Source organism: Candidatus Aquarickettsia rohweri (assembly GCF_003953955.1).
Classification (GTDB): domain Bacteria; phylum Pseudomonadota; class Alphaproteobacteria; order Rickettsiales; family Midichloriaceae; genus Aquirickettsia; species Aquirickettsia rohweri.
The window spans coordinates 1-7,087 of record NZ_RXFM01000076.1; the positions used below are offsets into that span (position 1 = coordinate 1).

Sequence of the window (7,087 nt, forward strand, 5' to 3'; positions counted from 1 at the left end):
GTATAAAACCATTTGCAGTTGGCAGAAAAAATTGGATGTTCTGTGCAACAACTAAGGGTGCTAAAGCTAGTGCAAATATTTATAGTATTATTGAAACTTGCAAAGTAAATAAGATTAATCCTTATGATTATTTAAAATATTTGCTGAATCATATTCATGATTATTCTGATCCAAAAGAGTTAGTAAATTTACTTCCATATAATATTGATAAAAAAATATCATCAAATTAAATTTTTTTTAGAATTATCAAAAAACTTAAGAAACCCAAAGAAAGGCGGATAATACTTGTCAAGATGGGGATATTTTAGCGTTTACTTATCTGCATTTTTTCTTAATTCTTCAAACGTAGCAACATATGCCATTGCCTTTAATTCATCTTTTACATTTTGTGGTATACTTAACTCATCTAATCTCGATTCTTTTGCTCCCTCATATGGTTCATTTTTATTAACATCAAAAATATCTTGAACAAAAAATTGAAATATTCCTTTCTCTTCTGCATCATTTATTAAGTTATTATTTAGCTCAAATATATAGTCATGAAGATCATAATCTACATCACTAAAATCTATATCATCTTCAATTGCCCTTTGTTTTAATGCTTGTAATTCAGCTATTTCTTCTTAATATATACTTTCATCTTCAATGTTAAAATCTAGAATAACTGGCTCATATTCATCAATAATATCAATATCATTATTTTGAGCAGCTTTCAGTGCAATTTTTGCAATTATTCTTAAATATTCTTGGTCAAATTCTTCATTAGTCATCCCTGGCATATTCACTCCCTTGTTAATACAATCCTAATTTTAGGTTAAGGAGTTTTTGGGAGCTTTGCAACTATAAATTGCTTATATAATGAAATTTAAACAATCATAAGTCACTACACAACCTCATAATGGCAATTAAATCATATCATATAATTAATTGATTATCTTTTATAGATTTAATTTTTAATTTGTATATCTCACCTTTTTGCAAATTTTTTGTAGAATATACCTTAAAATAATCCTCTGTATATCCATAATTATTAGATTCAGCTAAAATTATCTGTTCTTTTCCAATTTTATCCTTTAAATATTGATGCATTAATTTCTGCTTTAAATTCCTTAATTTTTTAGCTCTATCTTTTATAACACTAGACTCTATTTGTGGCATTCTTGCAGCAGGAGTATTATCTCTAGGTGAATAAGGAAATACATGTAAATGTACAATCCTTAGCTGCTCTATTAAATCATAAGTATTTTTAAACATCTCATCTGTTTCTGTTGGAAAGCCAGCAATTACATCAGCACCAAACACGACTTGAGACCTATGCTTCCATATTTCATTACAAAAATCTATAACTTGTTGCCTTCTATGCCTTCTTTTCATTCTTTTTAATATCATATCATCTCCTGCCTGCAAACTAAGATGCAAATGAGGCATAAATCTTGATTCATTTATAATTATATCAAAAAGCTCATCATCAATTTCAGCTACATCAATTGAAGATAGCCTTAGCCTTTTAATATCTGGAACCATCTTAAATAAGCGATTAATCATATTTCCCAAACTTGGTTTGCCTGGTAAATCTAATCCATAATCCGTAATGTCAACACCTGTAAAAACTAATTCTTTATAGCCTTGATCAACTAAATTCTGTGCATATTTTACAATCTCTCCAACAGGAACACTTCTACTATTACCTCTTCCATATGGGATTATACAAAAAGTACATCTATGATTACATCCATTTTGAATCTGCAAAAAAGCTTTTGATTTATTCTGAATTCCATCAATCATCTGATGAGCAGTTTCTTTTACTGACATAATATCGTTCACTAATATAGCTTCTGAATTTTCTAGCAATTGTTTATAAGTACCCTGCTCTAACTTCTCATGATTTCCAAAAACTTTATCCACTTCAATCATATTTGCATACTTTTCTGCAGATACTTGAGCAGCACAACCAGTAACTAATATTTTTTTATTTGGATTATCACTTCTAGCCTTTCTTATAGCCTGCTTTAACTTCCTTTCAGCTTCTTTTGTAACAGCACAACTATTAAATATAATTGCATTATTAATGCCAGCATTCTTTGCATGCTTTTCTATAAGTTCGCTTTCGTAAATATTTAATCTACAACCAAATGTAACTACCTCAACTGACATATTATAGAATAATATTCATATATAATTTTACTAATACGAACTTATACTATCTTTTTAAATAAAAATCCAATAATGTAAACATCAATGCAATTAAAATTGATGTTTGTGCAATATTAGTCTTAATAAACCATTTGAATATATCTTTTTAGTGACATACCTTTTACCATTATAATTAGCTATTTTTTTCAATTCATTTATAAAATTTTGATCAAAATTTTTATAAAACTTTTTATCTTTTTTTATATCAATAATTTTAAACCTATGATAAGTTGAATTTTCCAGAATTAAGAAGAGAAAATTTATAAAAAATCAAATCTGATTTCACACTCTCAACTTCAAATTCATTTATAATAAAATTTCCTAAGATGCAATAATCAGAATTTATTTCTATTTTGCATTTTAATTCATCCCCTAATATTGCAGAATTATTTAATAGCTTATATTCTGGCGTATTATTATACATATCATTTAAACTAATATTTAAAATTTGTTTATCAGGAAATTCAGTTAAGTTTCTATCCTCATTAATAGAGCCACAGTATATATAGTTGTTTTTAATATTAAATTTCAATAATCTTAATCCTTATATCTTACTTGCATGAGGATTAAAAATAAAAAAATTTATATCTTTTCCTGTTTTCATAATATTCATTTTTTCTCCTATCTAATATATAAAAGGCATATTGATAAATTTGCTTTCCAAAAACCATTTATATTTTGCGAAACATTTGAATTATTTTTTTTAAAATAATACTGATCCAAATACTCAAAGTTAATTTCTTCATTTAAGTTAACCTCTTCTATTTTATTTAAAATTTTAAGACATTTTTCATTTGAAAAATCATTTGTTACAATCTGAATATTAGCATCTATACAACTTAAGTTTTCAATTGATTCATATAACTGCTTTTTTTTAAAAAATTCTATTTTTATAAGTGGAAAATTTGCATCATCTGGAATGCATGTGTATATGCCTTTTATAAGGCCCTCAAAGAAATTACTTTTAAAAAATAAAATTAATTTTTTTTCTAACTCGCTTATTATATCCATTATTCTCCATATAATTTACCAAACAAAACCATATATTTTTTATTTTGCTTATCTTGTTTTATTTGGTTTACAAAATAATTATCTAAATTACATTGTAGTTTTAGTGGTAAAGAAATGTTCTGAACATGTCTTATAGTAAATTTATAAAGTGCTTGCTTTTTTATATCACTCTTTTTGCTTTTAATATCTTCTTCTAAGAGCTCTTTCTTAGCCCAAATTTTAATATACTCTTTCCAATCTATAATGTACCCTCCATACTGGTCATAAATCTTATCATGTGTAAATAAATTCACTCTTTGATTCATTTCACTAAAATTTTTTATCATAGTTTTATATTCCTATATTTTTTATATTTTTCAGCTAAAAAATTTGAACACACACTTCTCTTTTCATACATATCACTTATATGTTCAAAGATAGTAATTTTTAAATTTTCAGGTATTTCATTTGTGTATCCCACTTCAAAATTAATATTAATATTATTGAAATTAAATTTTTGTCTTAGAATAACTTTATCTATTAAAAGGTAATAATAATTTTCATTAATTATTGATTTAACCCCATTATCATAAAATCCATAAATATTAACAATTTTAATAACTGGCTTTTTTGGAAGTACAAAATAATATTTATTTTTGTCATTTTGCTTATAAATAACACTTATTTTTGTTTTAGAAATCATTATCCCACTCCATTCTTCACAATCTCGAGTAGCTGCTAAAATAAGATCACTTAATAAACTATCTTCAACTTCATTATCAATTTTAAGATAATTTTTTACTTCCCTTAATTTTATTAAATTTTGCCTCGCGTCTTCAATTTTTTTCATTGAAACAATCATTTCTTCTCCTCCTAATTTTATTTATATTGAAAATAAGATTTATTGAGTTACTACAATCACTATGCACTCTCTAAATGAGATAATTAAATCATTATTGTAAAAACTTAAAACGAATACAACAATCTATAGAATTACGTCTCTTTTGAAAATTTTGCTAAAAGTTGCAATCTTAACTCTTGAATTAATGATAATAATATTCTAATTATAAGCTCTTCCTCAGTAGCATAATCAGAATAAGGAGATTCTGTAATAGCAAAACTATCAAAATCTGTTAATTTACCTGAAGCTAATATTTTATCACCTTTATACTCTGTAACTTTATAACTTAAAGTAACCTGAATTTTCTTTCTATTCGCAACACTATTATCTTGAATTAAATAATCATCCTTATCCACGTTATACTCAATCTTAAGCAAATACTTAGCTTCTTTTTTATTATTTTCTTTAAATAATCTATCTAACTCATTATTTAAAAAAAATGTTGCTCTTGGATTTTTTTGATCATTTGTTATCCTTTCACAATAAAAATCACTTAAAATATCATTTTTATAATCTCCATAATATAAATGCTTAAATCCACACCCAGATAAAATTAATAAAACAATAAAAATCCTAATGAATTTCATATTTACAAATATTAATACATATACTTAACTAAAATATGTATACTCATTGTAAGTATGAAACAAGTAATTTAGCTAGCTATTTCTAATAATTTTATAGCTTCAAAATTAACAATATCTCCACCGACTTTTTTAGTAGAATAAAATTTAATATATGGTTTATGGGTAAAAGGATCACGAAGAACCCTTACATCTCCACGATCAATAATCTGATAAGCATTTTTAAAATTGCCAAATGCTATTGATATTTTACCTGGATTAATACATGGCATATCAGTTGAAATATATATTTTAGAACCAAATAAAGTGCTAGAACCACCTTCTGACAAATTTGGTTGCCATAAATATTGACAATTCTTATCTTTTAGCATCCTTATTTTTTGCAGTGAATCTCTACTCATTAAAAAATTTGTATTATTTGAATAAATTTCTTTAATACTAAAAAATAGCTTAATAATATCATCTGCACTTAACTTATTAGATTCCGTTTTAATTCTTTCAATTTTTCCCCATTCATTACCATCTTCATACGAAAGAATTCCTTTAGGCTGACCAATTCCATTTCCATTTATAAATGCACTATTTTCTTGTCTAATAAAGATGTTAGAGAGTTTTTTTGATAACCAATCTTCCACATCAATTCTAGGATCATCAACAAGTTTTTGGTTAACTTTTGGCTGTGCGTATAACTCGTGAGTTAAAATAATTTTCTTAGTAAAGACAGTTTCTTTAGAATTTTCTATACCACTCAGGCCTGTTTCAGACCATCCACTCATAATATCTTCTCTATCTTCAATCAATTCCAATGAATCAGTAGAAATTTCCAAAACACTTGAAATTTTCCTCATAGGAGAATTTTCGACTAATAATGTATCAATGGCTTTATTCATTTTATTTGTCACTGAATATCCAAGCTTTTGATCAGCACTATTGTTTAAATTTTTTTGCTCTAAATTTGCAATATCTGATTCCAATCCCTTCTTAACATATTTACAAAAAGCATTCTTATATTCACAATTAGTCTCATTCAATTTATGTCGATTAGAAGCTGGCCTATTTAAAACACTTTCAATTTTATTTAAACTATCTTGATATCTATCAAGTGACTTATTAATTTTATCTAAGTGCGATAAAGTAACTGAATCCGCACTACCCTTTTTTTCAATCTCGTTAATCCTCCTATCATTAATAGATTTAAATTGCTCCCAAGTACTTCCAATTTTATTTGTTTTTGTAGCAATATCATTATTAGTTATATTATTCATATAATTACTCCTTATTTATGTTATAAAACTTAAAAAACCTTGAATATCACTTTTTTTGACTATATAAAAAATGTATTGTCATATTTTTTTATAATAGTAGCTTCCCTAAGAGCTACTACGGGTGATTAGCTCAGTTGGTTAGAGTACTACGTTGACATCGTAGGGGTCAGTGGTTCGAATCCACTATCACCCACCACTTTAACTGCCAATAGCTAGAACCTCAGCATACTTATTTGCAGGAAATGTAACAATACTAACTTCCCATAAATTCACATTTATAATACACCTAATTTCCCCAGCATAATAAAAATCAAGCACTTCATAACCAATGCTCAAATGATCAGTCACTTTATTCTCAATTAATATATAAGCCTCTTTACCCAAAGAAAGATCTAAAAAAATCCTACCTTCTACATAAAGCCCTTTTTTATCTTCATAAGCTTTATCAATAATACCTATAGGATTTTGATGATTATGTTGCCACAACAATTTAATTCCTTCTACCTGGTTTTCAATAAAAGCACCTGGTAAAATTAGATCTCCTGCATAATCAACAACATTAAATATACTGGCATACCCTGTAAAATATTTAACATTATCAATATTTTTTAAATTTAAGTTGTTATCTTTTAAACTATTTGCAATCATATTCTTTATTATTTATTTATAAAAATTTATGAAATATTGGTTAATAAAATCTGAGCCAAACTCATATTCTTGGACTAAAATGCAGCAAGATAAAGTCACTTGCTGGGACGGCGTTAGAAATTATCAAGCTAGAAATAACATGCGTAAAATGAAACTTGGTGATTTAGCATTTTTTTATCATTCCAATCAAGAAAAAGCTATTAAAGGCCTTGTGAAAGTTGTGAAAGAATATTATCCAGATCATACCGATCCATCAGGCAAATTTGATATGGTAGATTTTAAATACATCAGTTCTTTTAAAAATTCTGTCTCACTTGCTGAAATTAAACAAAATCCAAATTTGCAGGATATTGCACTTGTTAAACAATCAAGGCTTTCTGTTATGCCAATTACAGAAAAAGAATATAATATTATTAATGCCATTGCGAATTAACATGCTACCTACCCTGTCATTATGAACGAACATTATGCCTTATCTTGTCATTGCGAGCGAACGCAGTGAGTGC

General features: G+C 26.4%; 12 protein-coding genes and 1 tRNA gene. 4 read left to right on the forward strand and 9 right to left on the reverse strand.

What is annotated here, in order from left to right:
* Both EIC27_RS08300 and EIC27_RS05265 read left to right on the forward strand, forming a co-directional pair.
* A partial coding sequence (locus tag EIC27_RS08300; RefSeq protein WP_205702304.1) for a transposase domain-containing protein occupies window positions 1-230 on the forward strand: 230 nt, incomplete at its 5' end.
* A 55-nt stretch (window positions 231-285) separates the two neighbouring features.
* Window positions 286-468 (forward strand): hypothetical protein, encoded by a 183-nt coding sequence (locus EIC27_RS05265; RefSeq protein ID WP_126045056.1) that lies wholly within the window; start codon window positions 286-288, stop codon window positions 466-468.
* A gap of 155 nt (window positions 469-623) precedes the next feature.
* Here EIC27_RS05265 and EIC27_RS07070 read toward each other — a convergent pair whose 3' ends face one another.
* The 8 genes from EIC27_RS07070 to EIC27_RS05300 form a co-directional block, all read right to left on the reverse strand.
* Window positions 624-779 carry a hypothetical protein gene (locus EIC27_RS07070; protein WP_154663851.1) on the reverse strand — a complete coding sequence of 52 codons (156 nt, stop codon included), beginning with the start codon at window positions 777-779 and terminating at the stop codon, window positions 624-626.
* 136 nt (window positions 780-915) lie between these two features.
* Window positions 916-2,154: a tRNA (N(6)-L-threonylcarbamoyladenosine(37)-C(2))-methylthiotransferase MtaB gene (gene mtaB, locus EIC27_RS05270; RefSeq protein WP_126045057.1), complete on the reverse strand. Its 1,239-nt coding sequence runs from the start codon at window positions 2,152-2,154 to the stop codon at window positions 916-918.
* Between the two features lie 259 nt (window positions 2,155-2,413).
* Window positions 2,414-2,725, reverse strand: a complete 312-nt coding sequence (locus EIC27_RS05275) for a hypothetical protein (protein WP_126045058.1) — start codon at window positions 2,723-2,725, stop codon at window positions 2,414-2,416.
* 89 nt (window positions 2,726-2,814) lie between these two features.
* A complete protein-coding gene (locus tag EIC27_RS05280) occupies window positions 2,815-3,204 on the reverse strand; it encodes a hypothetical protein (RefSeq protein ID WP_126045059.1) in 390 nt (129 codons plus the stop codon).
* A complete protein-coding gene (locus EIC27_RS05285; RefSeq protein ID WP_126045060.1) occupies window positions 3,204-3,530 on the reverse strand; it encodes a phage head completion protein in 327 nt (108 codons plus the stop codon). The genes EIC27_RS05280 and EIC27_RS05285 overlap by 1 nt, the downstream gene beginning before the upstream one ends.
* Entirely contained in the window at window positions 3,527-4,045 is a 519-nt protein-coding gene (locus EIC27_RS05290; protein WP_126045061.1) for a head-tail connector protein, read from the reverse strand. Before EIC27_RS05290 ends, EIC27_RS05285 begins: the two co-directional genes overlap by 4 nt.
* Before the next feature lie 131 nt (window positions 4,046-4,176).
* On the reverse strand, window positions 4,177-4,671 hold the full coding sequence (locus tag EIC27_RS05295) for a hypothetical protein (RefSeq protein WP_126045062.1): 495 nt from the start codon (window positions 4,669-4,671) through the stop codon (window positions 4,177-4,179).
* Window positions 4,672-4,739: 68 nt separating this feature from the next.
* Complete coding sequence (locus EIC27_RS05300; protein ID WP_126045063.1) at window positions 4,740-5,933, reverse strand: phage major capsid protein; 1,194 nt, start codon at window positions 5,931-5,933, stop codon at window positions 4,740-4,742.
* A 119-nt stretch (window positions 5,934-6,052) separates the two neighbouring features.
* Here EIC27_RS05300 and EIC27_RS05305 point away from each other — a divergent pair.
* A tRNA-Val gene (locus tag EIC27_RS05305) sits at window positions 6,053-6,129 on the forward strand.
* A gap of 2 nt (window positions 6,130-6,131) precedes the next feature.
* Here the strand turns inward: EIC27_RS05305 and EIC27_RS05310 are convergent.
* Entirely contained in the window at window positions 6,132-6,581 is a 450-nt protein-coding gene (locus EIC27_RS05310; protein WP_126045064.1) for an HK97 family phage prohead protease, read from the reverse strand.
* A 28-nt stretch (window positions 6,582-6,609) separates the two neighbouring features.
* Between EIC27_RS05310 and EIC27_RS05315 the strand changes: the two genes are divergently transcribed.
* Window positions 6,610-7,014 carry an EVE domain-containing protein gene (locus EIC27_RS05315; RefSeq protein ID WP_126045065.1) on the forward strand — a complete coding sequence of 135 codons (405 nt, stop codon included), beginning with the start codon at window positions 6,610-6,612 and terminating at the stop codon, window positions 7,012-7,014.
* The last annotated feature ends 73 nt before the right edge of the window (window positions 7,015-7,087 follow it).